The sequence below is a fragment of the Caballeronia sp. LZ032 genome, assembly GCF_031451315.1.
Taxonomy (GTDB): domain Bacteria; phylum Pseudomonadota; class Gammaproteobacteria; order Burkholderiales; family Burkholderiaceae; genus Caballeronia.
Window position 1 is genome coordinate 791,692 of sequence record NZ_JARUXP010000004.1, and the last position, 26,732, is coordinate 818,423.

The 26,732-nt window shown below is 64.3% G+C and carries 24 protein-coding genes and 1 pseudogene; 6 read left to right on the forward strand and 19 right to left on the reverse strand.

Features of this window, described 5'->3' with window-relative positions; genetic code table 11:
- Positions 1-201: 201 nt before the first annotated feature.
- From QCE69_RS31400 to QCE69_RS31415, 4 genes are all read right to left on the reverse strand, one after another.
- On the reverse strand, positions 202-537 hold the full coding sequence (locus QCE69_RS31400; RefSeq protein ID WP_309934821.1) for a hypothetical protein: 336 nt from the start codon (positions 535-537) through the stop codon (positions 202-204).
- Positions 538-763: 226 nt separating this feature from the next.
- Positions 764-1,453: a hypothetical protein gene (locus QCE69_RS31405; protein ID WP_309934823.1), complete on the reverse strand. Its 690-nt coding sequence runs from the start codon at positions 1,451-1,453 to the stop codon at positions 764-766.
- Between the two features lie 198 nt (positions 1,454-1,651).
- Positions 1,652-2,395 (reverse strand): anti-sigma factor, encoded by a 744-nt coding sequence (locus tag QCE69_RS31410; protein WP_309934825.1) that lies wholly within the window; start codon positions 2,393-2,395, stop codon positions 1,652-1,654.
- Positions 2,385-3,065, reverse strand: coding sequence for an RNA polymerase sigma factor (locus QCE69_RS31415; RefSeq protein ID WP_309934827.1), 681 nt, complete (start codon positions 3,063-3,065; stop codon positions 2,385-2,387). The genes QCE69_RS31410 and QCE69_RS31415 overlap by 11 nt, the downstream gene beginning before the upstream one ends.
- A gap of 404 nt (positions 3,066-3,469) precedes the next feature.
- Between QCE69_RS31415 and QCE69_RS31420 the strand changes: the two genes are divergently transcribed.
- Together QCE69_RS31420 and QCE69_RS31425 are read left to right on the forward strand one after the other, a co-directional pair.
- Positions 3,470-4,369, forward strand: a complete 900-nt coding sequence (locus tag QCE69_RS31420) for a metallophosphoesterase family protein (RefSeq protein ID WP_409021262.1) — start codon at positions 3,470-3,472, stop codon at positions 4,367-4,369.
- Positions 4,366-4,812, forward strand: coding sequence for a cupredoxin family copper-binding protein (locus QCE69_RS31425; protein ID WP_309934831.1), 447 nt, complete (start codon positions 4,366-4,368; stop codon positions 4,810-4,812). The genes QCE69_RS31420 and QCE69_RS31425 overlap by 4 nt, the downstream gene beginning before the upstream one ends.
- 24 nt (positions 4,813-4,836) lie before the next feature.
- Here QCE69_RS31425 and QCE69_RS31430 read toward each other — a convergent pair whose 3' ends face one another.
- The 3 genes from QCE69_RS31430 to QCE69_RS31440 form a co-directional block, all read right to left on the reverse strand.
- Complete coding sequence (locus QCE69_RS31430; protein WP_309934834.1) at positions 4,837-5,931, reverse strand: VOC family protein; 1,095 nt, start codon at positions 5,929-5,931, stop codon at positions 4,837-4,839.
- A gap of 203 nt (positions 5,932-6,134) precedes the next feature.
- Positions 6,135-6,383 carry a hypothetical protein gene (locus QCE69_RS31435; protein WP_309820253.1) on the reverse strand — a complete coding sequence of 83 codons (249 nt, stop codon included), beginning with the start codon at positions 6,381-6,383 and terminating at the stop codon, positions 6,135-6,137.
- A gap of 23 nt (positions 6,384-6,406) precedes the next feature.
- Complete coding sequence (locus tag QCE69_RS31440; protein WP_309934837.1) at positions 6,407-6,922, reverse strand: lecithin retinol acyltransferase family protein; 516 nt, start codon at positions 6,920-6,922, stop codon at positions 6,407-6,409.
- A gap of 460 nt (positions 6,923-7,382) precedes the next feature.
- Between QCE69_RS31440 and QCE69_RS31445 the strand changes: the two genes are divergently transcribed.
- Together QCE69_RS31445 and QCE69_RS31450 are read left to right on the forward strand one after the other, a co-directional pair.
- Positions 7,383-7,718, forward strand: a complete 336-nt coding sequence (locus QCE69_RS31445) for a hypothetical protein (protein ID WP_309926377.1) — start codon at positions 7,383-7,385, stop codon at positions 7,716-7,718.
- Between the two features lie 105 nt (positions 7,719-7,823).
- Positions 7,824-8,594 carry a protein phosphatase 2C domain-containing protein gene (locus QCE69_RS31450; RefSeq protein WP_309926379.1) on the forward strand — a complete coding sequence of 257 codons (771 nt, stop codon included), beginning with the start codon at positions 7,824-7,826 and terminating at the stop codon, positions 8,592-8,594.
- A gap of 53 nt (positions 8,595-8,647) precedes the next feature.
- Here QCE69_RS31450 and QCE69_RS31455 read toward each other — a convergent pair whose 3' ends face one another.
- From QCE69_RS31455 to QCE69_RS31495, 9 genes are all read right to left on the reverse strand, one after another.
- Positions 8,648-9,958, reverse strand: coding sequence for a sigma-54 dependent transcriptional regulator (locus tag QCE69_RS31455; protein WP_309820267.1), 1,311 nt, complete (start codon positions 9,956-9,958; stop codon positions 8,648-8,650).
- On the reverse strand, positions 9,955-13,014 hold the full coding sequence (locus QCE69_RS31460; RefSeq protein WP_309926381.1) for a peptidase domain-containing ABC transporter: 3,060 nt from the start codon (positions 13,012-13,014) through the stop codon (positions 9,955-9,957). The genes QCE69_RS31455 and QCE69_RS31460 overlap by 4 nt, the downstream gene beginning before the upstream one ends.
- A 34-nt stretch (positions 13,015-13,048) precedes the next feature.
- A complete protein-coding gene (locus QCE69_RS31465) occupies positions 13,049-13,801 on the reverse strand; it encodes a peptidylprolyl isomerase (protein WP_309820271.1) in 753 nt (250 codons plus the stop codon).
- 52 nt (positions 13,802-13,853) lie between these two features.
- Positions 13,854-15,227 (reverse strand): HlyD family efflux transporter periplasmic adaptor subunit, encoded by a 1,374-nt coding sequence (locus tag QCE69_RS31470; protein ID WP_309926383.1) that lies wholly within the window; start codon positions 15,225-15,227, stop codon positions 13,854-13,856.
- Entirely contained in the window at positions 15,205-17,766 is a 2,562-nt protein-coding gene (locus QCE69_RS31475) for an FHA domain-containing protein (protein WP_309935424.1), read from the reverse strand. The genes QCE69_RS31470 and QCE69_RS31475 overlap by 23 nt, the downstream gene beginning before the upstream one ends.
- Before the next feature lie 254 nt (positions 17,767-18,020).
- The gene (locus QCE69_RS31480; protein WP_309926386.1) at positions 18,021-19,469 is read right to left on the reverse strand and encodes an efflux transporter outer membrane subunit; all 1,449 of its coding nucleotides are present in this window, start codon (positions 19,467-19,469) and stop codon (positions 18,021-18,023) included.
- A gap of 280 nt (positions 19,470-19,749) precedes the next feature.
- On the reverse strand, positions 19,750-20,052 hold the full coding sequence (locus QCE69_RS31485; RefSeq protein ID WP_309820278.1) for a hypothetical protein: 303 nt from the start codon (positions 20,050-20,052) through the stop codon (positions 19,750-19,752).
- A 312-nt stretch (positions 20,053-20,364) separates the two neighbouring features.
- Complete coding sequence (locus QCE69_RS31490) at positions 20,365-20,820, reverse strand: DUF4399 domain-containing protein (RefSeq protein ID WP_309934839.1); 456 nt, start codon at positions 20,818-20,820, stop codon at positions 20,365-20,367.
- Positions 20,821-20,841: 21 nt separating this feature from the next.
- Positions 20,842-21,282 carry a DUF4399 domain-containing protein gene (locus QCE69_RS31495; RefSeq protein ID WP_309820281.1) on the reverse strand — a complete coding sequence of 147 codons (441 nt, stop codon included), beginning with the start codon at positions 21,280-21,282 and terminating at the stop codon, positions 20,842-20,844.
- 373 nt (positions 21,283-21,655) lie between these two features.
- On the opposite strand from QCE69_RS31495, the gene QCE69_RS31500 reads away from it, so the two are divergent.
- Positions 21,656-23,596, forward strand: coding sequence for an SUMF1/EgtB/PvdO family nonheme iron enzyme (locus QCE69_RS31500; protein ID WP_409021249.1), 1,941 nt, complete (start codon positions 21,656-21,658; stop codon positions 23,594-23,596).
- A 9-nt stretch (positions 23,597-23,605) separates the two neighbouring features.
- Here QCE69_RS31500 and QCE69_RS31505 read toward each other — a convergent pair whose 3' ends face one another.
- The 3 genes and pseudogenes from QCE69_RS31505 to QCE69_RS31515 form a co-directional block, all read right to left on the reverse strand.
- On the reverse strand, positions 23,606-24,448 hold the full coding sequence (locus QCE69_RS31505) for a hypothetical protein (protein WP_309934842.1): 843 nt from the start codon (positions 24,446-24,448) through the stop codon (positions 23,606-23,608).
- Positions 24,394-24,726, reverse strand: coding sequence for a transglutaminase-like domain-containing protein (locus QCE69_RS31510; protein WP_309934843.1), 333 nt, complete (start codon positions 24,724-24,726; stop codon positions 24,394-24,396). Before QCE69_RS31510 ends, QCE69_RS31505 begins: the two co-directional genes overlap by 55 nt.
- A pseudogene (locus tag QCE69_RS31515) lies at positions 24,632-25,231 on the reverse strand (DUF3857 domain-containing protein); the annotation flags it as partial. The gene QCE69_RS31510 and the pseudogene QCE69_RS31515, both read right to left, overlap by 95 nt.
- Positions 25,232-25,576: 345 nt before the next feature.
- Between QCE69_RS31515 and QCE69_RS31520 the strand changes: the two are divergent.
- Positions 25,577-26,731: an HPP family protein gene (locus QCE69_RS31520; protein WP_309934845.1), complete on the forward strand. Its 1,155-nt coding sequence runs from the start codon at positions 25,577-25,579 to the stop codon at positions 26,729-26,731.
- Position 26,732: the final 1 nt, after the last annotated feature.

The window sequence follows — 26,732 nt, forward strand, 5'->3', positions numbered from 1 at the left end:
GGCACGCGCACGCAGCGCGAACTGACCCTGGAGCGACTCAACGCGGCTGTGTTGGGTTGCGCCGAAGAGCGGGCAGCCGCGGTGGGGAGATAATGATCTAAAGAAATTGGCAAGGCTTAAACCCTGACATTTCTAATGATCTTGACCTTGGAACAGCGAAACGACGGCATCGCCGCCGTTTCGCTTTCGACCATGCGCTCGTCACTGCCCAGTCAATTGCCACTTGAGGACCGGATGCGTAGCGCCAACCGGCAACGCCCACGCGCCGCCCAAGCTGAAGTCATACCCGCTGAGACTGCCCGGTTGACTCATCTGCGCCGTGGTCAGGCCGTTGGCATTCGACACCGGCGTGCCCGTGTTCGTGAACACGCCATTCGCTTGCTGTGTCCTTTGCGCGTCCCAATACACGTTCGCTGCAATCGCGCCCTCGTTGGAGGCCGCGATCCCGGCAGTCCGTGCGCCCACCGTTCCAACGGGAATCACTGCGCCGGTCGCGAAGGACTCGCTGATGACACCGCTCGGACCATTGCCGTTCACCAGACCGCCCGCGCCGGGAGCATTAACGCCGCCGAAAGCGCCGCTGACGGCCGCAGTGGAATACGACTGGAGGATCGAGCCACCGTGTATTGGACAAGGCCGCCAGCCGAATAACCCGTCACGGTGCCCGTAGACAACGACTGCACGATGGTGCCGTAGTTCGACACCGCAAGACCGCCCGAGTTACCTGCATCTCCCACATCGGCACCGCTTGACGAGCGTTCGATCAGACCAAGATTGACGCCCGCAAGGCCGCCGTTCTCGTTGTAATTGCTTCCCCGACGCGACCGCTCGACGTTGCGTAAGCGATCGTGCCGAAATTTTCACCGGCGAGCATGCCCAGGGCAGCATCGGTTGAGGTTGCATTGGTGGATGAGCCGGACACGTTGACGTTCCGCGCCACGCCATTCGTGCCGATCACAGCGAACAACCCGCCGAACACGCACTGACAGACAGGCGAGATAACCGTGCTCACCGCATCGACGTTCACCGAATGACCGGAGCCGTCGAACTGCCCTGTAAACGGCGTTTGATCAGAGGCGATCGGACTGATCGTGCCGGCCGAGAAGTCTTTGCCGAGCGCATAGTTACCCGACACATCGCTCGATACCTTCCGCAAGTCCGCTGTGTTGTTCACGAGCTTGTACGCCGTGATGTGCGTCACATCGCCGCTGTAGCGCTGCGGGGTCCATTGTGCGTTCGATAGCAACGTGCCCGGCGTATAGCTGCCGTTCATGTCGTACAGCGCGCTGACCAGCCCTGTGCTCTTCGACCAGTCGATCTTGCCCGCGTTGTTCACGCTGCCGCCGTTATCGACGCCATGCATGTCCGCACGCAGTGTGAGATCGCCCGAACCGCCCTGGTTCGCGATCGTCGCGCCACGGTTGATGGTCACGCCATGACCCGCGTCGAGCACCAGCGCTGCATCGCCCTTCCATTCGATGTCGCTGCGCACCGTGCGTGGGGTTGCGCACATAGACCAATGTGCCAAAAGCATGGGCATGCGTGTCCGGATGTCGCGGTCGTGCAGCCACCCGCGCGCATAAAAAAAACGCGCGGCATCCCGAAGAACACCGCGCGCAACCTTGCACCCTGGTGCGACCGCTGCTCTCGCTTAACGCGGCGCGCCCGTCTCGATCGCGTGGACAAACTGCCGCAGCACCCCGCCCGATGCATCCGTCACCGCCCAGAACGTCATCCCGTCGTGATTCCAGCGTGCGAGCGCATAGCCATCGTCGGACTGCGTGACGACCGGCTGGAAGTCCTTGTCCGCGGTCTTGCTCTTGCCATCGCCCTTGTGCTCGGGAAACACATACACGTCGATCGGATGCTTCAGATACCGGTACACCACCACCGCCACCGGACGATGATCGATGTAATCCAGCCTGCCGCCGACCAGCGCGAATCCCGGTCCGGCCGGATCGATCACCGGCGGCGCGTAGTCGATACGGCCGTTGAACCACGGCTTCACCGTGTGCTTGTCGCTGGACAGCACGTCGATAGGACGATCCGACATCAGCGCGCGCACGTGGCTCGACACGATCTCCTGCGCCATCGGCGATCCGGTCGCGACGCCCGACATCAGCGGCAACGCCTGGAACCACAGCATCGCGCCGAGCACGAGCGCCGAGAGCGTCGCGCCGGCGAACGCGCCGCCGAAGAACGGCCAGGGCGCGGCGAACGCATTGCCGAACCAGCCCCGGCTCGCCCGATGCACGGGCGCGCGTTCACGCTCTGCCTCGAAAGCCTCTTCCCGCACCCGCGCCAGCACCTGCGTGCGCAAATGCACCGGTGCGCGCTGGTACAGCGAACCGTCGGCGAGCCTCGTATCCAGCGAGGCGGTGTCGTTATTTTCCATTTCCCGACCCCTCTGATTGACCCGGTCCGGCACGGCGCACGAGCCGCACGCTCGGCCGGTCTTGCCCACCCTGGGCCGCGCGTACCGCTCCCGCCAGCATCTTGCGGCCGCGCGCGAGCCGCGACATCACCGTGCCGATCGGCACGCCCGTCACAGATGCGACTTCCTTGTAACTCATGTCTTCCAGTTCCCGTAACACCAGCACCTCGCGAAAGGCCACCGGCAGCGCCTCCAGCGCGCGGTGCACCAGGTGAATCTCGTCGCGGCGCACGGCCAGCGTCTCGGGATCGGCGCCCCCTTCCTCCGACCAGCCCGGCAACGCCTCGTCGCCGCCCAGTTCTTCGTCGTAAGGCGTCGCGTCGGCCGTCTGCACCCGTCGACGCCACTCCGTGAACCAGGTATTGCGCACGATCGCCAGCAGCCACGCACGCGCGTTCGCCTCGGCGCCGCCGTCGAATCCGCCAAAGAAACGAAAGGCGCGGAGATACGCTTCCTGCACCACGTCGTCGGCATCGCTTGCATTGCCGGACAACCAGCGCGCGAGATTGTAGGCCGCATCCAGATGCGGCATCACGGTCGCCTCGAAACGCGCCCGCATGGCCACCGCAGCCTGCGGGTCCGCGTGCTCGCCGCGTCCGGCCTTGTCCTGTCTCGACCTGCCTTGCCACATCGCGCGGTCTCCTTTCGCTGCCACGTTCGGGAAACTGCCCCAGGCGGCGCGGCCAGACTGCTTCCCGCGCCCTCCCTCACCGTTACGCATGCCGTCCGGGTTTTATTCCCGTCTCCAGTCCGCTTCTACAACAAATAAAAAGGGAATAACAGGCCATCCACGCCGGTTCGATGGACGGATGCCGCAGCAACGTCCGCACACCGGGCGCCACGCTCAGGCCTCGTCCCCTGCACCGGGCCGCCAGGGGCACGCGATCCCACAAAAGGGAGCGCACCTGCCCCAGGAAACACGACCCACATCGACACCAAGGAACCGCCATGAAAACGGATAGCCTCGCTCAGGATCAGCACCCACACGAAGAACTCGACGATCACGGCAAGCACCGCCGCACCGCCCTGTCGTGCATGGCATGGGCGGGCGCCGGCGTGATCTGGACCGTGAGCGGCGGCGTGCCCGTTTCGCGCCTGATCTCGTCCGCGCAAGCCGCCGAGACGACCAGCGGCTTCAGTTTCGTGCAGATCAGCGACAGCCATATCGGCTTCAACAAGGATCCGAACACCGAGCCGACCAGCACGCTCGAAGAAGCCGTGAAGCGCGTGAGCGCCATGAAGAAACAGCCGGCCTTCATGATCCATACCGGCGACATCACGCATCTGTCGAAGCCCGCGCAATTCGATACGGCGACGCAGATCATCGGCGCCGCCGGCATGGATGTGCACTATGTGCCCGGCGAACACGACGTATTGGTCGAAGACGGCAATCCGTTCTTCGACCGCTTCTCGGCGCAATACGGCCGCGGCAGCAACCGTCACTGGTACAGCTTCGACCAGGGCGGCGTGCATTTCATCGGCTTGACTAACGTGATCGACCTGAAGGGCGGCGGCCTCGGCTTTCTCGGCGATGCGCAACTCGCCTGGCTCAAGGCGGATCTGCAGGGCAAGTCGAGCAGCACGCCGATCGTCGTGTTCGCGCACATCCCGCTGTGGGCGCTGTATCCGGAATGGGGCTGGGGCACCGACGACAGCGCGCAGGCGCTCGCGCTGCTCAAGCGCTTCGGCTCGGTGACCGTGTTGAACGGCCACGTGCATCAGGTCGCACAGAAGGTGGAAGGAGAGATGCGCTTCTATTCGGCGATGTCGACCGCCTTTCCGCAACCCGCGCCCGGCGCGCCGTCGGGACCCGGACCGATGAAGGTACCGTCGGATCAGTTGCGCAGCATGCTCGGTCTGCGTGAAGTCACCCATGTCGCCGGACGAACCCAGCTTGCGGTCACGGATACGTCGCTCGCGGGGGTGCAGTCATGATCTCCACGACGCTCGCGAACTATGTGTCGCCGTATGTTTCGCCGGCCACGCTCCGGCCGCTCGCCGGCAAGTTTCTGCGCAAAGCGGCTTTCGCGCTGGTCGTGAAGGGCGTGATCGGCATGGTGCCTACAGCCTGTGCCGCGGAACCGGCGCAGAAGCCGATGCCCGCGCCCGCGCAACAGGTAGCGATAGCCGCCGCGCCGACCATTTCCATCGACAGCTTCGCGTTCAGCCAGCCCAGCATCACAGTGCCGGTCGGGACCACGGTCACCTGGGTGAATCACGACGACATGCTGCATACCGTCGCGGACGAGGGCAAAACCTTCAAGTCGGATCCGCTCGACAGCGGCGAACACTTCTCGCACGTGTTCGACAAGCCCGGCATCTACAAGTACTTCTGCTCGCTGCATCCGCACATGACCGGGACGGTCATCGTGCAATGAGCGCCGATGCGAAGGTGTGCCTGTTCAACCGCGCGCCTTCGCAATCGCGCTCAGGTTGCCCTCGCCGAAACCGTGATGGCCGCGCCGCTCGACGATCTCGAAGAACATGTCGCCGGGCCGGCGCTCGGCGAAGGTCTGCAGGAACAGCTGCGGCGTGCCGTCGGCAAGGATCTCGCCATCGACGAGAATGCCGCGCGAACGCAACGCCTCGATGTCGAGGCCATGACCGGGCAGACGTTCGTCGATCTCGTCGTAATAGCGCGGCGGCGGCTGGAGGAAACGCACGCCGCGCGCGAGCAGGCTGTCGACGGAGGCGAAAATGTCCGCCGATGCCAGCGCGATATGCTGCACGCCCTCGCCTTCGTGGTCCGGCAGGTACTGCTGCATCAGGTCCGTGCGATAGGTGCCTTCCTCATACACCGGAATGCGGATCGAGCCGCACGGCGACACGATCACGGCCGAGTCCTGCGAGACGTGCCAGTCCGGATGCACCTGATGGATTTCCGCGAAGTGCAGCACTTCGCGATAGAAGTCGAGCCATTCCTGAATGCGCCCCGCACCGACTGTCTGGGTGAAGTGATCGACGTCGAGCAGGCCGGTGCTGTCCGCGGCGGGGCTTGCGTCCGGAATCGGCCGGAAGTCGATGTCGTAGATGGAACTCTCGCCGCTGTTCTTGCCCGGCCAGTGGTCCACGAAGTAGATATGCGAGTCGCCGATGCCCTGAATGGCTGGAATCGCCAGTTCGTTCGGGCCGATCTTCTCGCCCTCGAAGTCCCACGCGCCGTATTCCAGCGCGCGCTCGTGCGCGACCTGCGCATCCAGCACGCGAATACCGATGGCGGCAATGCCCACTCCGTGCGATTCCGCGAAGCGCGAGGCGAACGAATCCGGTTCGGCGTTCAGCAGGAAGTTCATGCTGCCCTGGCGAAACAGCGTCACCGCCTTGCTGACATGCCGCGCCACGGGCACGAAGCCGAGCCGGCCGAACAGCGCGGCGAGCCCCTCCGGATCAGGGCTCGAAAACTCGACGAACTCCAGTCCCGCAATGCCGAGCGGATTGTCGTCCGGACGGGATTCGGACGTCGCGCGGGCGGGAGAAACGGAGTCGGGCTGTGTCATCAGCATTACCTCAAAATTGTACGATCTGGTTCACCGACGCAAAGCTACCACGACCGGCCGCCTCCGCGCGACCCGGCGATGTCCCCGCCGGGCCGGAATGCTTGCGCCTAGAGTAGCGGCAGCGGGTTCGCCGTGTCAAAGCCGGAGCCGCCCGACGCGCTCCGGCCCTGCCCGGCTGTCCGTCGCCGTCGCGGTCGTCGTTTTCAGGCGGCGAGACGCTGCGCGCTCATCGACGGGCGCCGTGTTTGCGGCGGGAACACGTTCCAGGTGCCGTCGTCGTGACGGAAGAAGATGATCGCGAGCGGGCCGCCCGGATGCTGCGCCTCGATGCAGACATAGCGCGCGCCGGTCGCCTGCGAACGGCACAGGCGCACGACCCGTGCCGGATGCGCGGAAGTCGGTGCGAGCCACTTGTCGACGGCCCAGTGCAGCGAGTTGGCGGCGGTTTGCATGACGGTCTCCTCGGGTTCAAGGTTCAGCATTCGGCGCGTCGAGCGCCAATCAGGCGGCGAGCGCCGCATTCATGCGGCGGATGCGGCGGGCGGCGATAGGCGCGGCACAGTCCGCTCACGGCACGGACCGCCGCGCGCGGATGTGCGAGGCAGGCCTGCACCTGACGGCTGCGCGCGCGGCCGTCGAGGCACCACGTGACGAAGTGCTCGCAGTTGTTGGTCAGCAGGTGATAGCGGTCTTCGCCGATGCGGCTGCGCGCGCGGCGCACCGCTTCCATGCCGACGAAGGTGGCGGCCGGGTTCTGGCGCATCGTGACTTCATGGCCGGCTGCGAACTGTTCGACGGTCACTTCCTCGACCGGCCCGCGATGCAGCGACTTGGCGAAGCCGGCGTAGTGGATGACCATGCCGTTGCCGGCATAGATGCCGTGATGGTCGTAGCCGGAACGCCGTGTGACGAGTTCGGTGCCCAGAGCGGGTTCGTCTTCCTGCGCGAAGGCTTGCGCCTGATTCACTTCGAATTGTTCCTGGGTTGACATGGCTGGCTCCGAGGCTGTTCGGCTTGGCGTCATGTGTTTGTGTGGCGCCGGGTTGCCAGCTCTTTTGCATCTTCCTTGCCAGTGTTTATATGTCTTTGATTTTTATATGGTTACGCCAGTTTTACCCCATGTGACGGTCGGCGGATGTAGGATCGAGGCCAACAGTTCTCAGGCGTGTCTGTCGGGTCCGTAGTGTCATTTGCTCGCCTCCTTCGTAAAGCGCTTTGAGCGTATCGAGCGCGCGTCGGAGAAGGTGTTCGCGAGATACAGTCGAGTCTGTACACGGTGTTGGCGCCGTGCCGACTGTTCGCCTGAGTCTGCGAAGCAGAAGTTGTCAGGGACCCAGCCGCTCACGCCCGCCCGTTATGGCGACCCATTTTTCGAACGGCTATGGCGCGCATTCCGGCACGGCCTTTGCATTGATCTCGCGCGTCCCTTCAGGCCATTCCGGAGAACTGCCATGGGCATCCTCACCATCACCGATCTCGCCTACGACAAGGAACTCGATCAGGCGGCGATGTCGGCCATCAGCGGCGGCGGTGCTCCCTGGGTCTACGGCTGGATCACGCCGTACGTGGACCGGGGATCGGGCGGCGGCGGCGGAGTGGGCGGCGCGACCGTGAATGTCTTCGATGTCACGAACAACATCTACGAGGTGACGAACAACGTCACCAACAACACGACGAACGTCGGCCAGATGGTCAACCAGTTCCAGAGCACCACCGTCAGCAACACGGGCAACGGGGCGACGCTGACGGTCAATCCCGACTCGGTCGCCGGGAATCGCGCGGGCTGAGCGGTGCACATCCGCCGTTCGCTGCGGCGCATGTTGGGAGACAATGACCGCGATCGCTCGCAGTCTCCGCCCGCCGCCGCGCCACCCCGAATTCCGGAGGTTGCCATGACCTTCCCCAGCGAGTTTCGATGGACTTCCGCCGCCCGCAGCGACACCGGCTGCGTGCGGCAGATCAACGAGGACGCTCTGCTCGATGCCCCGCCGCGCGGCGTGTGGGCCGTCGCCGACGGCATGGGCGGCCATGCGGTCGGCGATCTCGCGAGCCGCATGGTCATCGAGAGTCTGGCGAAGGTGAAAGGCGCAAGCGGCCTCACTAGCGTGCTGGCCGATGCACGCGCGAGGCTTCTGCGCGTGAACGAACAACTGCGGGCGGAGGCGGCGCGGCGACAGGTCTCGCGAATCGGCAGCACGGTGGTCTTGCTGATCGCACGCGATCGCGCCTGCGGCTACCTGTGGGCCGGCGACAGCCGGATCTATCTGCTGCGGCGGGGCAATCTCGTGCAGCTGACGCGCGACCACAGCCATGTGGAAGAACTGAAGGCGCGCGGGCAATTGACGGCCGAGGAAGCGCTGCACCATCCGGCGCAGCATCTGATCACGCGCGCGGTGGGCGCGCTGGACGTGCTGGAGCTCGACGAGAACACGCTCGAACTGCGCGACGGCGACACCTTCCTGCTATGCAGCGATGGTCTGTCGAACGAGGTGAGCGAAGCGGAAATGGCGAGCGAGCTGGCTCCCGGCGATTGCGATAGGGCGGCGCAAAGGCTGCTCGAGATCGCGTTGTCACGCGGCGGGCGCGACAACATCTCCGTGGTGGTCGCGCATGCCGAGGATCTGATGGCGTCGGACAAGACGCAGGTGAATCCGGGGGTTTGATTGATAGGGGTGGCGCCGAGGTCCATGCGCTCCGCATCCGATCACCCCGCCCTTCACCCCTCCGCCTCCCGGCTCTTCTGCGCCGCCAGCCGGAACTCCTTCGAATGCAGCCCGTGCTTCTTCAGCAGCATCTGCAGATGCGAGCGGTTCATCTCATAGCGCCGCGCCAGTTCCGCCACTGTCCCGCCGGTCTCCTTCAAACCGCGTTCGAGAAACGCACGCTCGGCTTCATCGCTCGCCACGCGTTTCGCTTCCGCGAGCGAACTCGCCGTCACGATGCCGTTGCCGTTCGCCGAGGCATCGTTCATGGCCAGCGAAAGCGACGACTTCGGCCGGATATCCACCGGCAGATGTTCGAGGTCCGCCATGTCGGTGGCGAGGCACGTCAGCCGGTACACCACGTTGCGCAGCTCGCGGATGTTGCCGGGGTAATCGTAGTTGCGCAGGAAATCCCGCAGCCGTGGCGACATGCGCACCGGCCGGCGCTTGAGCGTCGCCGCCGCTTCATCGCCGAAGTACTGCAACAGCAAGGCAATCTCGTCGCGCCGTTCGCGCAACGCAGGCAAGGTCAGGTGAATCACGCTCAGACGGTAGAACAGGTCCTCGCGAAAACGCCCTTCGTCGCAGAACTGTCGCAGGTTGCGATTGGTCGCCGCGACGATGCGCGTATCCACCGCAATGGGTTCGTCCGACCCGACGCGCTGAATCTCATGCGCCTCCAGCACGCGCAGCAGCTTGACCTGGCCCGTGAGCGGCAACTCGCCGATTTCATCGAGAAAGATGGTGCCGGTATGCGCGCTCTCGAACTTGCCCTTGCGATCGTTGGTCGCGCCGGTAAACGCGCCCTTGCGATGCCCGAACAACTCGGACTCCAGCAGATTGTCCGGAATCGCGCCGCAGTTGACCGAGATATAAGGCTTGTCGGCGCGCCCGCCGTTCGCGTGAATCACCTTCGCCATCAGTTCCTTGCCGGTGCCGCTCTCGCCGTCGATCAGGACCGGCAGATCCGTGGGCGCGGCCTTCTCGGCAATCTCCAGCGCTTCGAGCAGCTTCGGATTGTCACCGAAGGTCCCTTCGAAGATGAAGCTGCGTTCCAGCAAGGCCCGCCTCCGCGCACCCGGCGATAGATCCCGCTTCGGCTCCGCTGCAGCGGCCTGCACGAAGCGCTCCTTGTGCGACATCTGCATGACTTCGTCGCGCAGGGCGCTCGCCTGGCGCAGCAGCTTTTCGATTTCAGGGCGTTCGAGACGCGAGGTCCAGCGCAATGTCGAGCGCAGGATCTCGATCTTCTCGATCAGTCCCGCATACGAGATCGCCGAGGTCGGCGCGCTGGCTTCGCTTTCCGGTTGGTCGAGTATTTTCATGCTGCGCTCAGTTGCTTCTGCACGAGTTGGTAGTACATGCCTTTTCTCGCCACGAGTTCGTCGTGCCTGCCCTGCTCGACGATGCCGCCTTCGTACAGCACGAGAATCTTGTCGGCACGCATGATGGTGGACAGCCGGTGCGCGATGATGACCGCCGTGCGCCCTTTCAATATCTCCTGCATGTTGCCGAGGATGTTGCTCTCCGACTGCGTATCGAGCGCGGACGTGGCTTCATCGAACACCAGCAGGCGCGGGTCGTGATACAGCGCCCGCGCGATGCACAACCGCTGAATCTGTCCGCCCGAAAGCCCCACGCCGCGCTCGCCCACCACCTGCTCGTAACCGAGCGGCATCTTCACGATGAACGCGTGAGCATCGGCCATCTTCGCGACTTCCTCGATGCGCCTGCGGTCCGGCGCTTCATCGCCGCTCGCGATGTTGTCGGCAATCGTTCCCGAGAACAGCAGGTTGCTCTGCATCACATAGCCGATCTGCGCGCGATAGAAACCCTTGTCGACCACATTGATGTCGTAGCCGTCCACCGTCATCTTGCCTTCGCTCGGCCCGTAGAAGCCGACCAGCAGTTTCGCGAGCGTCGTCTTGCCCGAGCCGCTGCGCCCGACCACCGCAATCAGCTCGCCCGGCTTGATGTCGAAGCTGATGTTCTCCAGCACGTAGGGCGTCTCGCCGTCGCCATAACGGAAGTACACGCCCTTGAAGCTGATGTCGCCCTGCAGGTCGGGCAGCATCACGCGCTGCTGCATGTCCTCGGGTTTCTGCTCCGGCTCGATGTCGAGCACATCGCCCAGCCGTTCCATGGCGACGCCGGCATCGTTGAGCAGGCTCCACAGGTTGATGAGCCCCATCAGCGGCGCGAGCACGCTGCCCATGAACGCGTTGAACGCAATCAGCTGGCCAATGGTCAGCTCGCGCGCCAGCACCAGGTTCGCGCCCACCCACAGCACGCCGATGGTCGTTGCCGCGTTCAGCAACTGGCTGCACAGCCCCACGGCGATATTGAAACGCTGCGACCTGTACTGCACTTCCAGCGACTTCGCGTACTTCTTCTCCCACTTGAGCCGCACCGCGCGCTCGATCCCCATCCCCTTCACGGTCTCGACCCCGCCGAGCGCTTCCATCAGATAGGAACGCGCGTCGGTGCCTGCCGAAAAGGTCTCGCGCGCGTTCTGCTTGATGCGCGGCGTGGCGAGCACGGTGAGCGCCGTCATCGGGATCACGAATGCGATCAGCAACAAGGTCAGCTTCACGTTATAGAGGAACATGATCGTGAAGTAGATGAAGATCATCAGCAGGTTCAGCACGGTCGTGACCGTGGATTCCGTGAGGAACGCGCGGATGGTCAGGTTCTCCTGAAAGCGCGCGAACACGTCGCCGGTCTTGCGCTTGGCAAAGAAGCCGAAGGGCAGCGAGAACGTATGCTTGAAGAACTGCGACATCATCGCGAAGTCCATGTTGCGCACCATGAAGTTCGCGAGATAGGCGCGGATGGTGGACATCAGCTGCGTGAACAGACTGGAGATGATGAGCCCGGCAATCAGCACATGCAGCAGCCCGACGTTCTGATGCACGATCACGCCGTCGAGAATGTTCTGGATGATGAGCGGCGGAATCACGCCCAGCACCTGGATCACGAAGGTGGCGAGAAACAGGTGCAGCAGGATCTTCTTGTAGGGCTTCAGATAGCCGACGAAGCGCAGCCACGGAGAACGCGACACCGCCTTCTGCGCGAGATCCTGTCCCGGCGTGAAGAGCAGGCAGGTACCGCTCCAGCCGCGCTCGAACTCGCCTACCGTCATCTTCCTGAAGCCGAGCGCCGGATCCGCGACCCACACGTTGTCCTTGGAGACGCCGTAGATGATGATGTAGTGATAGCCCTCCCAGTGCGCGATGAACGGCATCTCGAAGCCGCGCAGCGATTCGAACGTGCATTGCACGCCGCGCGCCGTGAAGCCGAGCGACTCGCCCGCGCGCGCGAGCGAATCGAGCGTCGCGCCGGAGGTCGTCACATTGGCGAGTTCACGCAGCTTGCCGAGCGTCATGTTGATGCCGTAGTGACGGCAGATCATCGCGAGACACGCCGCGCCGCAATCCATCTCCTCCGCCTGCTCCACCCACGCGAAGCGCTTGAGGACGCGTTCGCCCATTTCGGGGCGCGTGTGCAGGTCGAGCATCGCGGGCAGGCGGCGGCGTTCGGCCATCTTCTTCTGCCGCTGCATTTCGCGCTCGGTGAAGCGGATGCGTTCCTCCAGCACCTCGCGCAGCTTCACATTGCGCTCGATGATGAAATGCACCGTCTTCTCGGGAATCACAAGCAGGCGGGTATCGGTGCTCGCGATCGCCGAAGCCATCTGCTCCTGGCGCATCACGCAGGCTTTCTCGCCGAAGATCTCGCCTGGACCGAGCGTCGCGAGCACATGCTGCTGGCCGCCTTCCTCGCGCACGATGCGCACTTCGCCCTGCCGCACGACATAGAGCCGCCGGTCGTCGCGCGAATCCTGCTTGAGGATCTCCTTGCCTTCGGCCACGCGCTTGACGCCCACGCTGCGCACGCACTCTTCCAGTTCGGCCTTGTTGAGCTTCGTGCGCAAGTCGAACAGCTTGGCGACGAAGCCGCCCGCCGAATTGATCGCGACATAACTCGTCACGAAGGCGAGCGCGGCGGGATTCTTCGCGATGACCACTTCGATCGCGGCGCGCGGAATGAACAGCAACTCGGTCTTGCCCGACGAGCGCACCGACGATTCATGGCGGTAGTCGCGCAGCATCGCGATATCGGCGAAGGTCTCGCGCTCCTTCCTGACCCCCATGCTGATTTCCTTGCCATGCTCCTCGGTGAAGATGCGCACCGAGCCCGCCTTGACAATATAGAGGCCATTGGCGGCGTCGCCGGCATTGCACACGGTCTCGCCGAAACCGAAGCGGCGCGAGCTCGCCTGAGCGGCGAGTTCGTCGATTTCTTCGCGCGAAAACGGCGAGAGTATCTCCACCGACGAGAGGAACTCGGCGGGTGAATCGAGGCTCGATGGCGCGTCCATGTCGTGTCGCTTGCTCGGTGGGCTTCGGAGGTCTTCAGCGTGCTTCGATCACATGTTCCTGCGCCCGCAGCGACATCCATTCCTCGCGCAGCAGGCGGCGGATTTCAGCGGTCACGTCGTCGTCGAGCTGCGCGGAATACTTGGCGGTCACCGCGAAGATTTCATATGAGGTGCCGTCGGCGGAGACGAACGGCCCAAGCAGATCGCCGACTTCGGCGTTGAACACCTTCGCCTCGATCTCCGGCTTCAACTGCCCGCGCATCACCCGGCCGACCCGCCCGCCTTCGTCGCGCGTATCGGCCAGCGAATGCTCGCGCGCCATCTCGGCGAAGCTGTCGGGGTCATCGTTGAGATAGGAGATCATCTCCTTCGCGCTGCCTTCGGTGTCCAGCAGGATGTGACTCACTTCGATGCTGTCGAAGCGCGGCGAATTCAACTGGAAGTATTCCTCGACCTCACGCGCGGTGCCCACGCGGTCCAGCATCTTTTCCTGATAAAGCGAGTCCGTGATGAACACCTCGAACTCGTCGAGGCTCACATGCAGCGCATCGAGATAGTTGTTCATGTCCGCCGCGCGATGCAGTCCGCGAATGCGGCGGAACTGGTCCGCGCGGTTCTGGATTTCCTCGTCGCTGACTTCCACGCCGGTCTTGCGCGCCGCGCGCACCGTCAGCTTGTCGCGCACCAGTTGCTCGATGAGGCCGTCGAACTGGCCGCTCAGCTTCAGTGACCTGAGAAACTCGCCGACGTCGACCACTTCGTCGTCGATACGCACAATCGCCGTCATGTTCTTCTCCGTCTGGATGTGTGTCGATCTGGTGATGAGCCTGCCCCTGCACCTACCCCGCCACGTTGCGGAACGGATCGAGCCCGAGGTCGATCAAGCGCCGCTCGCGCACGACAATCTCCGCGTTCGCCGTCATCCCGTAGCGCAGCGGATAACGCGTATCGGCAACCTGGTAATAGTCGCGGTCGAGCGTCACGCGTCCTTCATACACCGGCTGCTTGGAAGTCGGACTCGGTTTCGTCGCGGGTGAGATGAACGCGAGCGTGCCGTCGATCACCCCGTAACGCTGATACGGAAACGCATTGAACTTGAGCTTCACGCGCTGACCTTCGCGCAGGAACGCCCGGTCGTGTTCCGCGATCTCGATCTTCAGCACCGGCTTGGCATTCGCCGGCGCGATGCCGCCTATCGGCGTGTTCGCCTGGATCTTGTCGCCGGGCTGGGTGGACGTGACATCGGTGATGACGCCCGACACCGGCGCGAGGATCAGCAGGAAATTGTCCTTGTCGATGTTCTCGAACTTGATGCGCGCGGCGGCATCCGCCACCAGCCGCGCGGTCTGTAGTTGCAGACGCAACTTGTCTTCGGTACTCGCGACCTCGCGCATCGCCGCCTCATATTGAAGCCGCAGGCTGGTCGCTTCCTGGCCGCTGGTTTCCAGTTGCCGCTTTGCCTGCGTGAAGTCGTGGCTCAAACGGAAGTCGAGTTCCGCGAGCCGCGATTGCTCGACGCGATACGCGCCGTCCGCTTCGAGATAGGCATTGCGCTTCTGGTCCACCTGCGTCTGCGCGATGCCGCCGCCGCCCGGCAGCGCGAACAGGCGCTGGAAGCGGTCGAGCTCGACCTTGGCGGCATCGCGGGCGCGACGGGCGTTTTCCAGCGTGCTGCGCGCTTCCTGCAACTGCGCCTTCTGGCCTTCCGCGAGCTTGCTCGTACCTTCGGAGACGCGCTGCTGATGCTGATGCTCCTCGACATCCATCTGATCCTTGAGCGCCGCGATGCGCCGCTCCATCAGCAGTTTCTTTTCCGGGAACTGCTTCCATTCACGCTCGGCGTCATCGAGCTTCAGTTGCGCTTCGAGCGCGTTGGAGGCCGCCTCGATCGCGCCCCGGGCATTGAGACGCGCGATCACGTCGTCCTTGCGCACCGGCTGACCTTCCGCGATATACAGATCGGCGAGTTCCCCGTCGATGGGCGCATAGAAGCGCCGCACCTCGGATTCCGGCGCGAGCGTGCCCTGCGCCGACACCATCACGTCCGCATGGCCGACGAACGACCAGATCAGCCCGGAGCCGATCAGCGCGACCATCGCGAAGACCAGCGCCTGCGTGAACCTGAGCGGCTCCGCGGTGAGGATCGAAATGCCTTCCACGCCGTGATCCCCGAGCGCTTCGGACAAGGGCTTAAGGTGTGCGTCTCGCTTCACTGGTCGCGCCTCCGCCGGAATTCGTCATGGCGCCTTGCGCGCCGCCGATCAGTCCGAGCTTCGTATTCAGCAATCCGGGTTCGAGCACCATGCGCAGATCCTGCAGCGAGCGGCGCTGCAAATCCGCTTCGGTGTCGATCTCGCGCGCCAGCGTGCTCCACTTCGCGCTTGCGGCGTCGGCCTTCACCTGCCTGAAGATGCGCATGCCGCGCGTGGCGGCGTCTTCCGCGTCGGACAGCAGCTTCGCCTGGGCTCGGAAGGTGTCGGACACGTTGGCCTCAAGACGCTGCGATCCGCCAATGCCGCCGTTCGTCCGGTACTGCTGCCACGACGTCTGCGCCTGCGCCATGAGCGACTGTGCGCGGGCCGTCGCGCGGTCCTTCAGCGAGACTACTTCCGGCGCGACGGTCTTCACGTAGTACGCGTCGCTGTCGAAGTCGAGCGTCTCGTAGAACGAGAGCAGTGCCTCTTCATAGTTCTTCGTGCCGCGCGCCTTCTGCACGTCGGCAAACTGTGCGGCGACGGCCTTCTTGTGGGCCAGTTCCTTTTGCACGGTCGCGGACCATGCGCCCTGCGGCAACTGTTGCAGCGCGTCGATCGCCTGGGCGCTCTTGCCCTGGTTCCATGCGTCCGCCAAGGCGGCATACTGCGTCAGCACCGGCTGCTGCGGCAACTGACCCGCGCTCATCTGGCGCAGCTTCTCCTGGAACGGCGGCGTCGAGAAATTCGCCTTCTTCAACGCAGCCGCGAGCGGCGCAAGGCTCGCGCCGTTCAGGCCGCGACGCACGGCGCCGAAGGCATCGAGATCGGCGCGCACGCGATCGAGGCCCGCAAGGCGCGGATACTTGTCCGCATAGTCCTTGAGCGTCGCGTCGATGGCATCGAGATCGTCCTGTCCGAGACTCTTCACGATGCTCGCATCCAGCCGGTCGATAGCCGAGAGATACACGGAATCGTCGCTTTGCAGTTTGCGCAGGTGACTGAGCGCCAGCCCATACGGCTCGCGGAACTCCGGCACATAGCCCGCGATGCGGTCCAGGTCGCGCTGATGTCCGCTTGCATCGGCGTCCCAGTGCTTCAGGATCGCGTCGATGCGCGGCTCGTCGGCATAGATGCGGATGGGCGCATCGGCGCCGCCGCGGCCCATCACGAACGCCTCCAGCTTGCCGATCCAGGCCAGTTCGTCGAGCAGCGAACGCACGTCCGCATTGTGTTCGCCGAGCGTCCTCATCTGCGCGATGATCGCGTCCGCGTCCTTGAAATCGCCTTTCTTCAGTGCAGCGAGCCAGCGCGGCACGTTCGACTTGAGTACGGCCTCCGTGTTGATCGCCGTGTAATGCAGGTCCTGCGGATGGGCCTTCAGATACGTGTCCGTTGCGGCGGCCGCCGCGCCGTAGTCGCCCTCCGCCATCAGCGACTTGACGTGCCGCTCGGACGAGCCGCTATAGAACAGCGCCGCGCCGCCCGCGACGAACACGGCCAGTACGCCTGCCACCACCATGCGCGTGCGCCGCGACGCGGAACGGTCATCGCTCGCGAGCGCCCGACGCAGCTCCCCGACGAACAGCACAGCCTTGCTCCGTTTCGCCTGATGCGTGTCTGGGCGCTTTTCTTCAGCGACGCCGGGTTGCGCGTCCACGTTGATTTCGTCTTCGCGCGCGGCCGCCTGGTCCACGCAGAAGATGTCGAGGAACGAATGCGCCGAGCCGACGAAAGTCGTCTTGTCGCTGTCGAACGCTTCTTCGGGAGCGACCTGTGCCTGCGGGCTCGTCGACAAGGCGATTTCCGTGAGCGTCGATTCGCCTTCGTCGCCGTGCAGGCGCACCGTGTACGCGAAGTGCGAGCCGCCGAACGCGACACTGTCGCCATCCTTCAGTTCGAGCGCCGACGCGCCGAGCCGTTCGCCGTTGACGAAGGTGCCGTTGGTGCTGCCGAGATCCTCGACAAACGGCGCGCCGCCCTTGATGAACACATGCGCGTGTCGCCGCGACACATAGTTCACCTGATGCGGATAGCGCTCGCGGAAACGCGCGAAGTGATCGTCTGTCTTGCTGACGAGAAACGGAAACTGCACCAGTTCGATGATCTGCAAACCGAGATCATCGCGTTGCGGCACGAAGGTGACGCCGACCGGTCTCGCCTGGCCCGCGCCGCGTGCGCGCGGGGCGAACTGCACGCGATACGACAGCCGGCTGCCGAACGAAACGATGTCTCCAATGTGCACGCGCGCGGGTGTTTCGCGCACGGGCGTGCCGTTGACGGCGGTGCCGTTCTTGCTGCCGAGATCGGCGATATAGACGAAGCCGTGCTCAATGAAAATGCGTGCGTGGCGGCGCGACAGCTGCGCCACGGCTTCGGGCGGACTTGCATCGAACGGCGCTTCGGCACGGCCGATCGGGAACAGGTTTTCGTCGATGCGGATTTCCGTCAGATGGTCGGCATCGCGGCCGAGTTCCGGGTTCGGCAGCGGCTTCAGGATGACATCGAACGCCTCGCCGACACTCGGCGGCGGTTCCGCGACGGGATAGCCTTGAGCCATGTCCATGTCACACGCTGCGTCCAGCCGCTGCGGCCGACGCGTTATGGGAACGCCCGTCGACGCCGGGTACATGGACAAGTTGAGCCGCACCGGAGGCTGCAGCAACGGGTTCCGGCGGCTGTTGAAAGTTTAAGTCACGCATCGTCGTAGTCAATCGTGCGGTACCGGTGTAATCGATCATGAGCGGTCGTGAGCAATCCTGCATGGATTACTTCATATGAAACATCGCCACGGCACATGGGCCGAAGCGATGCTTACTTCATCGCGTCCTTGCTGGCGCTCTGCACGTCGACCGTCGGCCAGCCGCCGCCCAGCGCCTTGTAGAGCGTCACCGTATCGGACAGGATCTGCTGATGATTCGCCAGCAGGGCCAGTTGCGCGGCCAGCAACGTACGTTCGGTCTCGAATACCTGCAGCTGCGAGATCACGCCTTCCTTCAGCTGCGCGTCGATCTGCGCGGCCACGACCGACAACTGATCCACTTCCTGCTGAAGCTCGCCACGCTGTTTCATGTGCGAATCGAGATTGACCAGCGCGTTCTCCACTTCCTCGAACGCGCCCATCACCGTGCTTCGATACTGCTGTTCGAACACCGTGGTCTGTGCTTCGGTGGTCTTCACGCGGGCACGCACGCTCGGGTCGAGTAGCGGGATGTTGATGCTCGGCAAAAAGCTGAACGTGAAGGTCTTGAGCAAGTCGGTGAGCGCGAAGCTCGCCGTGCCGCCGCGTCCCGTCAGGCTGATGGTCGGCAGTTGCGCCAGCTTCGCCTGGCCGACGAGGTCGTACGCTTCCAGCACGCGGTATTCGGCCGCGATCAGATCAGGACGGCGCGACAGCAGTTGCGAGGGCAAACCCGAGGGCACTGGCGGCGCCTGCACGCGCTTCTGAAGCTGGCCTTCGGGCACCTTGAAATTGCCGGCCGGCACGCCGATCAATGTCGCGAGCGCGTTGTCGCCGAGATCGCGCGAGCGCTTGATTTCGAGCAGATCGCGCGTCAGCCGGTTGAGTTCGGCGCGCTGCGTCAGGACCTGCGTATGCGGCACGAGGCCGTTTTTCTCCATGCCTTCGAAGATCGTCAGGATCTGCTGATTGGTCGCGATGGTTTTCTTCTGCTGGTCGATCTGGTCGTCGAACTGGAGGATCTGGAAGTAGGTCGTCGAAACGGACGAGACGAGTTCGAGATAACCGGCGCGCCAGTCGGCCTCGGTGGCACGGAATTCCGCCTTCTGCGCCTGCACGCCCTTCTCCACCGCGCCCCAGATGTCGATGTCCCAGTTCACCTGCGTCGCGACGTTATAGGTCTTCGAGAACTTCTGGCCGGTGGTCTTTTCGAAGGCCGCGCCCGCGCCGAGGTCCATCGACGGCAAGGCGCCGGCGCGCGCTTCGCCGATCTGCGCGCCCGCTACCTGGATGCGCGCGGCGAGCACCTTGATGTCGACGTTGCCCTTGATGGCCTGCTCCACGAGCGAATCGAGATACGGATCCTTGAACTGCTTCCACCAGTCGGGCTGGATGGTGTCGGATGCAGCGACGGCCGGTGCGTCGATTTTGGTGAATGCGGTCTTCTCGGGCGTGTCGGGGCGCTGGTAGGTGGGCACTTTCACGTCGATGCAACCGGACAGCAGCGCGGCGACGCTGAGCCCGGCGGCCGTCGACCAGCGACGAACCGATCGCACGCGCAACGATGGCAACAAGGCTTGCACGATCTCACTCCCGGTGAACGCGCACCGACGGTCGGATGAACAGGTGAGAAGCGCGGCGCCGGCCGCAAGTGACGTCATTCAGTCAATCAAGTAAATCACACGGCGCACCGCGACTCCATACGGGTTATGTCACATGGCGCGCGCGTGTTCTGCGACACGGCGCGCGGCCATGAAGCCCGCTTGCGGGCAGTGTTACGGCAGAGCTCCCCGCGCCCCGCCTTTCCTGCATTGATGCATTGATGCGTTACTGCTGCGACGGCTGTTTCATTCCCGGAAATACTCAGGCGACATCGCCCGGCACGCCGAAATTGAAGTTGGTGATGTTCTTCGCATCCTGTTTGGGCGCGACGTTCGATCGTGCGGCAAGGCCTTCGGCGAAGGCGATGTTGCTGCCGTTTTCGTTCAGCGTCGTCTGCGTCTGGTTGATGAATTGCTGCGGCGTCAGCGACATCGCGAACGCCGAAAGATCCAGGCCCGGGAAAAAGCTTGAAGCAAGCGAAGCGTTGCCGCCGCGTACGGCATTCATCGCACGGCGATCCAGTTCTTCGCTGACGGGAAGATCCTTGATGGTGAGCTTCGTCATGTCGGTTCCCCTTGGATGGGTGGCAGGTTCGAGCGGGTGTCGGCTCGTACCGCTTAAACGCATGGGTCATGCCAGTTGCTTCGCTGCATCGTTTTATTTGCGCTGCGCCTTGTCTGGCCTGGTTTGCATCGATACGGCCGGTGCTGCGCTTCATCATCTTGTGCTCGCCGGAGGCCAACACTTCGGACTCCGTCTGTTGGTCCTTCAGCAACAACCCTCACGATCCACAGACACATTTCTCCCGCCGCACCGGAACGTGCGCCGTTTCATCGGCTGAGGACGGGAAAGGCGCCGCGCGCGGCGGCGCCCGATTCACCTGACGTAGATCGTGATCTTTCTGGAATAAACCGGCGGGTTATGCGGTATGTGCTTGTCGTCGCCCATCAGGAGCTGAAGCGTATGCTTGCCCGGCGGAAGCTCGATCAGGGTTTCGGTTTCGCCAGCGCCGTAGTGCAAGTGATTGCGGTCCGATGGAATCTCCTGATCCATCGGCGGCAAGTCCACGTCGATCAACAAATGATGATGTCCCGTGTTCGGAAACTTGACGCCGCGCGGCGCCACGCCCATGAAGCGCAGACCGAACCAGACCTTGAACGGCTTGCCCGCCGGCAGGGTCTGGCCGTCGTTCGGATAGCCGATGTACGCGTATGCATTGGCCGGCGCGGGCGTCGGGCCGGCCTGCGTGTCCGTGGATGCGACAAGCGCAGTCGCGGTGACAAGCGTGGCCGCCAGCAGGAGAGCGGGCGCGCGAGCGGATCGTTTCTTCATGTCGTATGCCCTCGGCAAGTGTCACGCCTTCACGGTGATGGTGATCTTCTTCGAGTACACGGGCGGGTCGTGCGGAACGTGGTTGTAGTCGCCCATCAGAAGTTGCAGCGTGTGCTTGCCGGGCGGAAGCTCAAGACGCGCGTCGGTTTCGCCCGCACCGTAGTGCAGATGATTGCGGTCCGATGGAATCTCCTGATCGAGCGGCGGCAGGTCGGTATCGACCAGCAAGTGATGATGGCCGACGTTCGGCATGTCGATGCCCTTCGGACACACGCCCATGTTGCGCAAGCCCATCCGCACCCAAAGCTTGCCGCCGCTGATCACCGCGCCGTCGGGCGGCCAGATGATGTAGGCCTCGGCGTTCGGCGGCGCGGGCGTGCGGGCACGCGCGGCGGGAAACGACGAATCGGCGACGAGTGCGGCAAGGGAAGCCAGCGCGCCCAGCACGGTTCTTCTCAGCATGTTATGCACGCCTCTCGGGTTGAAAGGGCATGGCGATCAGCCAGGGAATCGCTTCCTGCACGAGCGTACGCACATGTACGGCCATGCTTGAAGCGCTCGACATCGTCTGCGGTTTTTTTAGATTAGGCCGTAACGTTTAAAAAAGATACGTATGCACGCAGGGCCCCGAATGCCTGATTGCGGAGCCCTTCTTCAGGGGGATGAAGCATCGTATGACTAAGTGCTATCGTTGTTGTTGCTGCACTGGCACGGAAACGCGCTTCGCTTCACGTGACCGGCCCCGGGCGCGGACCTCGCCCGTGCAGTCTTTGCGCAGAAGCGCGCAAGCGGCGCTGCGCCCTACAACTCGAAGCCGGACGCACAGGGTGTGAATATGTGGCGAACTCTTCTCATCGCAAGCATGTTCGTAACGATCGGCGCCGCGCTCGCGCCCGACCACGCGGCGGCGTCGAGCGCATCCGCAGCACCGCTCGCACCGCATCGCGCCGCGCTGGTCATCGGCAATGCGGACTATGAAGGGCATCCGCTGCCAGGCGCCGCGCGCGATGCGGACGATATCGGCACGGCACTCGCCTCGCTCGGCTTCGCGGTCACGCGCCGCATCGATCTCGATGCCGGCGCGCTGCGGCACGCCGTTGATGATTTCGCCAGCCGGCTCGGTCCGCGCGACACGGCGCTTGTTTACTTCGCGGGACACGGCGTTCAAGTGGGCGGCGATGCGCTGCTCCTGCCGCTCGACGCGCGTGCGGCCGCGCCCGCGCAGCTCGTCGAAAAGGGCATGGCGGCGCGGGAGATCGTCGAGCGCATGGCGCGCGCGCGACCCGGCGGCGCGAATCTCGTCGTGCTGGACATGTGTCTTTCAGAGCCGTTCGAAAAGACAGCGCCCGCAGTCTGGCGCCTGCCTGCGCACACGCTCGTCACTTTTGGGGCCGCGCCCGGCGAAGAGGCTGGCGAGGGTCCGCGCAATGGCCGCTACACGACGGCGTTGCTGCATGCATTGGGCGAGCGCGATGTATTGTCCGCCGCGACGTTCAGCGCGGCGGCCGTGCGGATCGCGCAGCAATCCCATGAGTCGCAGCGGCCATGGATTGCGTCTTCTCTGGAAGAGGGCTTTGTGATTGAAGGAAAACCGGACAACATGCGTGTGACTGCCTCAACCGCCACGCATGCAGCCGAATCCGCCATCGACGAACCCATTCGCACACGCGGCATTCTTCCCAAGGACAGCAACGAGCAATACGAACTGGCCTTCTGGGACTCGATCAAGGACAGCACTTTCCCGAGCGACTATGAGGCGTATTTGAAGGCCTATCCAAACGGCCGCTTCGCGGCGCTCGCGAAGGCGCGCATCGAACGGTTGCACGCGGCCGGCAACGCGAAGCCGAGCGTATCGGCGCCTGCTGCGCAGCCCACGGCTCCGTCCGCCGCCACCGCCACGCCCGCCGCGCCTGCGCCCAAGCCGGCGCCTGCCGTCGCCGCGGCTCCCGAGAAGCCGCGTTCGCCTGCCCCTGCCCCTACGCCCGCTACGCCCGCCGCGACAGCCGCCGCTGCCACCGCGTCAGCCAAACCCGCCGCGAAGACTGCGGGCGGCGAGATCAAGGACTGTCCGGCCTGCCCCGCCCTGATCGCGATCACGCCCGGCAGCTTCACGATGGGCAGCAACAACGACGATCCCGCCGAGAAGCCGCCGCACAAGGTATCGATCGGGCACGCGTACGCCATCGGCAAGAACGAAGTGACGGTCGAGCAATGGAACGCCTGCGCCGACGCCGGGGCCTGCACGCGCATCGCACCGGATGGCGAAACGGGCGGCGCGCCCGCCGCCAATGCGCCGATGCGCAACGTCAGCTGGGACGATGCGCAGGTGTATGTCAAATGGCTGAGCAAGACGGGCGGCAAGCCGTATCGCCTGCCGACCGAAGCCGAATGGGAATACGCCGCGCGCGGCGGCACGCAGACGGTCTACTGGTGGGGCGACCAGATGAAGAAAGGCAACGCCGACTGCAAGGACTGCGGCGAGCCGTATCGTGCGGATGCGCCGACGCCGGTCGGATCGTTCGCGGTGAATCCCTACGGCCTGCACGACATGAACGGCAGCGTCTGGGAATGGGTAGCCGATTGCTGGCACAGTTCCTACAAGAACGCGCCCGCCGATGGCCGCGCCTGGGACGAACCGTCGTGTTCGGTGCGCGTGATCCGCGGCGGATCGTGGCGGGAAGGCGCGAGCTACATGCAGTCCGCGACGCGCTTCAAGTACAGCGCGAGCGTGCGGCAGTCGCAGAACGGTTTTCGCGTCGTGCGAGAGATGGAATGAGGCGCGCGCTCAGCTTGTCATCCTGACGACGATCTGCTGCCGCGTGTCCCACTCCGTCTTGCGCAGCGCCGTCTGAAAGTCGCCGGGCGAGCAGGCCTGCTTGCCGAAGTCGGCGCCGAGCGTCCACGTGATCCTGATGGTGTGGGTCGCGGGATCGAGCGAATAATGCGCGTGGTACTTGAAGAAGCCGCTCGACAGATCGAGGTTGTCCGGCATGCTCGTGATATGGATGTTCTCTGGCAGCACGATCTGCGCGGTTCCGAGAAAACGCCCGCCGACGCAGATATAGGGCTGCGTGCGCGCACGCTCGACGAGCCAGTCGCGCACCTGCGTCGCGATGCCGCCCGAGAGACTCGTCAGCGCGGGAAGCGCCGTGGCGCCGTTCGACCAGACGACGTCGTCGAGCGTGCTGCGCTGGGTGGTCGAGAACGGGCCGCTGGTGGCCGCGAGATCGCTCGATGTCAGCACGCCCGTGCCGCGCAGATTCGACTCACGCAACCGGTTCTGCGCAATCTGTTCGCTTCCCGTTGCGTCGACGCGCCCCAGCCTGGTTCGCTCGATATCCGTCATCACGCCCGCATCTTCGACCCAGTAGGTGTAGTCCGCCGCGCCGTCCGGCTTGACGTCGGTATTCAGACGCGCCTCGCGCTCCGACGCCTGCGTCGCGGGCGTGCGCGACAACACCGCGGAATCGACCAGTAACACCGGCCGGTCCATGTCGACTGTGGGCAGGAAGCCGAACGAGACGTCATCGGCCGTGGTGTCGGCATAGAGCTGAAGATCCGGCAGCCAGGTGATCACATGATCGATTGCGCCCGATCCGTAACCCGGCACGGACGGCAGCGTGTACACCGTGCCGAGCCCGATCGCGCGGGCTCGCTGTGAATCCCTACTGCTGCAAGCAGCGCGCCGTAAAGCGCAACGTGATCCTTGCAGTCGCCGTAACGGTTAGCGAGCACTTGCGTCACGTGATGCGGATTGGCCGGATTCTCCCCGATGTACACGAAGACGCAGCGGATGTTGTGACGCACCCAGTCATACAGCGTCCTCGCCTTTGCGCGTTCGTCCGGATCGTTGCGGGTCAGCTGGCGCGCGAGTGCCTTGGATGGCTGGATCGTTCGCGGTCGCATCGACAGCGGCTTCGCGATAGCTCGCCGCAAAGCTCGCATAGTCCGGGAAAGTCGAGACCATCAAGCAGTCGTCATACTGCGCACGGCCAACCGAGCCCTGTTCGGCACGCACGAGGTTCTCGCGCCGATAGTCGAATACATAGCGCGTACGGCGATTCGCCGTGACCGGCAGCTCGCCGACGTAGCCACGCGCATCTGCGTACAGAGGCTTGTCGGCGGGCAGGTCGTATTTGAGCTGTTGCTTGAGCACCGGTTGCTGCCCCGGAACCGTAAAGTCATCGAACTCGCCGGGCACCACTGCTTCGGACTGAATCATTCGGTAATGCAGATGCACCGTCCAGCCCACCGTCACCGCCGGGAAAATTACGAGACGCAGCTTCTCGTCGAAGAACATCGGCGCGCCCTCAGGACGTGACTTCTGAAGGTCATCGATCTGGCTGGAGGCAACACCGTGGCGCACGCCGTTTGCATCGAGCGTGTAGGCCTCCAGGATGTCCAGCTTCGACCGGCTCGGGTCCTATTCGACATATCGACGTCGCTAACGAGAGTCGAGGGAGAGTCCGTCTGCGCGGCGCTTGCCAAAGCGGCACATATGAAGGCGAGCACACAGGTGCCTATTAGAAGAACTGAGCGGGCCATGTCTGAAATCGCCTCGTGATGCAAAGCACCAAAGCTACACGACCAAGCCGCCTCCGAGCGCTTCCATCAGATGAATTCCCCATTCGATGAAATCGGCCGTTTTATATCACATTGAGATATACTTTCGGACTCGACGCACGCTTGCTCTCGCACCTTCCGCCGGTCAGACAGTGTGTAACCCGCTGACTGACTTCCCCGGAATGCCCGACACGTGTCGCGACTCGCCTTACTCCGCTGGCTGCATGGTTTCCTCCCCGCTCCCGTCGCGCTGCGCTGGAGCGAGCGCCTGCGCGGCGGTCTGGGCGCGCTGCTCGGCATCGCGCTGACGGGCGGCATCGGCCATCTGCTGCCGGGCAATGCCGCCACCATCCCGTATCTGATCGCACCGATGGGCGCCTCCGCCGTGCTGCTGTTCGCGGTGCCGGCGAGCCCGCTGGCGCAGCCGTGGTCGATCATCGGCGGCAATCTGGTGTCGGCGACCGTCGGCGTGAGCTGTGCGCTGCTGATCCACGATCCCGTCGAAGCCGCCGCGCTCGCCGTCGCGCTCGCCATCTGTGCGATGTTCGCGCTGCGCTGCGTGCATCCGCCGTCGGGCGCGGTCGCGCTGACGGCCGTGCTCGGCGGGCCGTCGGTTCACGCGCTCGGCTACGGCTTCGTGCTCGCGCCGGTGGCCATCCAGTCGGCGGCGCTGCTGGGCGCGGCCATCGTGTTCCATGCGCTGACGGGGCATCGCTATCCACACGGCCATGCCATACCCAAACCCGCAGCCGCGCCGCAGGACGCCGCATCGTTCACGCGCGCGGATCTGAAAGCCGTGCTGGCGCGCCGCAGCGAACTGCTCGACGTCGATCCGGACGATCTCGAAACCCTGCTGCGCGAAACCCAGCTGCAGGCCTATGCGCGCCGCTTCACCGAGTTCCGGTGCGCGGACATCATGTCGCGCACGGTCGTCTCGGTGACGCCGCAGACGAGCGCACAGGAGGCGCTTGCACTGCTCGGACGCCATCGCGTGAAGGCGCTGCCGGTGATCGATGCGGCGCGCCGCGTGTGCGGCATCGTGACCCGCGCGGACCTTGCGCCCGTGCGGCACGGTGCAAGGTTTCAACGTCTGCGCGGCGCGCTCGCTAGGGCCATGCTTGGACCCTCTGCGGACGCGCCGCGCGTCGCCGCCCTGATGACGACCGAAGTCCGCACCGTGACCTCGAATACCGCCATCGCCGAACTGGTGCCGATGTTCGCCCACTTCGGCCATCACCATATTCCGGTCGTCGATGCGCACGACCGGCTCGCCGGCATGATCACCGAAGCCGACCTGATCGCCGGGCTCTACCAGCAGTCATTCGCAGCCGAGCGCAAGCAGGCTTGAC

Excerpts from the sequence above, each read along its gene's own strand:
- QCE69_RS31445 (WP_309926377.1), top strand. The coding sequence starts at position 7,383 with ATGGGCATCCTCACCATCACCGATCTCGCCTACGACAAGGAACTCGAT.
- QCE69_RS31450 (WP_309926379.1), top strand. The coding sequence starts at position 7,824 with ATGACCTTCCCCAGCGAGTTTCGATGGACTTCCGCCGCCCGCAGCGAC.
- QCE69_RS31425 (WP_309934831.1), top strand. The coding sequence starts at position 4,366 with ATGATCTCCACGACGCTCGCGAACTATGTGTCGCCGTATGTTTCGCCG.
- QCE69_RS31475 (WP_309935424.1), bottom strand. The coding sequence starts at position 17,766 with ATGGCTCAAGGCTATCCCGTCGCGGAACCGCCGCCGAGTGTCGGCGAG.
- QCE69_RS31485 (WP_309820278.1), bottom strand. The coding sequence starts at position 20,052 with ATGACGAAGCTCACCATCAAGGATCTTCCCGTCAGCGAAGAACTGGAT.
- QCE69_RS31500 (WP_409021249.1), top strand. The coding sequence starts at position 21,656 with ATGTGGCGAACTCTTCTCATCGCAAGCATGTTCGTAACGATCGGCGCC.
- QCE69_RS31455 (WP_309820267.1), bottom strand. The coding sequence starts at position 9,958 with ATGAAAATACTCGACCAACCGGAAAGCGAAGCCAGCGCGCCGACCTCG.
- QCE69_RS31430 (WP_309934834.1), bottom strand. The coding sequence starts at position 5,931 with ATGACACAGCCCGACTCCGTTTCTCCCGCCCGCGCGACGTCCGAATCC.
- QCE69_RS31495 (WP_309820281.1), bottom strand. The coding sequence starts at position 21,282 with ATGCTGAGAAGAACCGTGCTGGGCGCGCTGGCTTCCCTTGCCGCACTC.
- QCE69_RS31410 (WP_309934825.1), bottom strand. The coding sequence starts at position 2,395 with ATGGAAAATAACGACACCGCCTCGCTGGATACGAGGCTCGCCGACGGT.
- QCE69_RS31440 (WP_309934837.1), bottom strand. The coding sequence starts at position 6,922 with ATGTCAACCCAGGAACAATTCGAAGTGAATCAGGCGCAAGCCTTCGCG.
- QCE69_RS31510 (WP_309934843.1), bottom strand. The coding sequence starts at position 24,726 with ATGCGACCGCGAACGATCCAGCCATCCAAGGCACTCGCGCGCCAGCTG.
- QCE69_RS31490 (WP_309934839.1), bottom strand. The coding sequence starts at position 20,820 with ATGAAGAAACGATCCGCTCGCGCGCCCGCTCTCCTGCTGGCGGCCACG.
- QCE69_RS31465 (WP_309820271.1), bottom strand. The coding sequence starts at position 13,801 with ATGACGGCGATTGTGCGTATCGACGACGAAGTGGTCGACGTCGGCGAG.
- QCE69_RS31460 (WP_309926381.1), bottom strand. The coding sequence starts at position 13,014 with ATGGACGCGCCATCGAGCCTCGATTCACCCGCCGAGTTCCTCTCGTCG.
- QCE69_RS31420 (WP_409021262.1), top strand. The coding sequence starts at position 3,470 with ATGGCATGGGCGGGCGCCGGCGTGATCTGGACCGTGAGCGGCGGCGTG.
- QCE69_RS31415 (WP_309934827.1), bottom strand. The coding sequence starts at position 3,065 with ATGTGGCAAGGCAGGTCGAGACAGGACAAGGCCGGACGCGGCGAGCAC.
- QCE69_RS31435 (WP_309820253.1), bottom strand. The coding sequence starts at position 6,383 with ATGCAAACCGCCGCCAACTCGCTGCACTGGGCCGTCGACAAGTGGCTC.